This is a genomic window from Mesorhizobium sp. CU3 (assembly GCF_006442965.1).
Lineage (GTDB): Bacteria > Pseudomonadota > Alphaproteobacteria > Rhizobiales > Rhizobiaceae > Mesorhizobium.
Genome location: NZ_VFWX01000059.1, coordinates 1 through 259 on the forward strand (window position 1 = coordinate 1; position 259 = coordinate 259).

Below are 259 nucleotides of genomic sequence, written 5' to 3' on the forward strand. Positions count from 1 at the left end.
GTCCGGGCGCGGGCATCGCCGGTGGTACCAGCCTGGTGATCTTCCGCAAGTCGCAGCAGAAGGAGGCGTCCTGGAAGCTGATCGAATTCCTGTCGCGGCCGGAAATCCAGGCACGCTTCCATTCGATCATTGGCGACCTGCCGCCGCGCCGCAGTGCGTGGAACACGCCGTCGCTGGCCAATGACCCGCTGGCGGCCGCGTTCCGCGATCAACTGGAGCGGGTCAGGCCGACGCCGAAGGTGCTCGAATGGGAGCGCAT

The 259-nt window shown here is 66.8% G+C and carries 1 protein-coding gene; it reads left to right on the forward strand.

Going from position 1 to position 259, the window contains the following annotated elements:
- On the forward strand, window positions 1-259 hold a 259-nt coding region (locus FJ988_RS30600), incomplete at both ends, for an extracellular solute-binding protein (protein WP_140823055.1).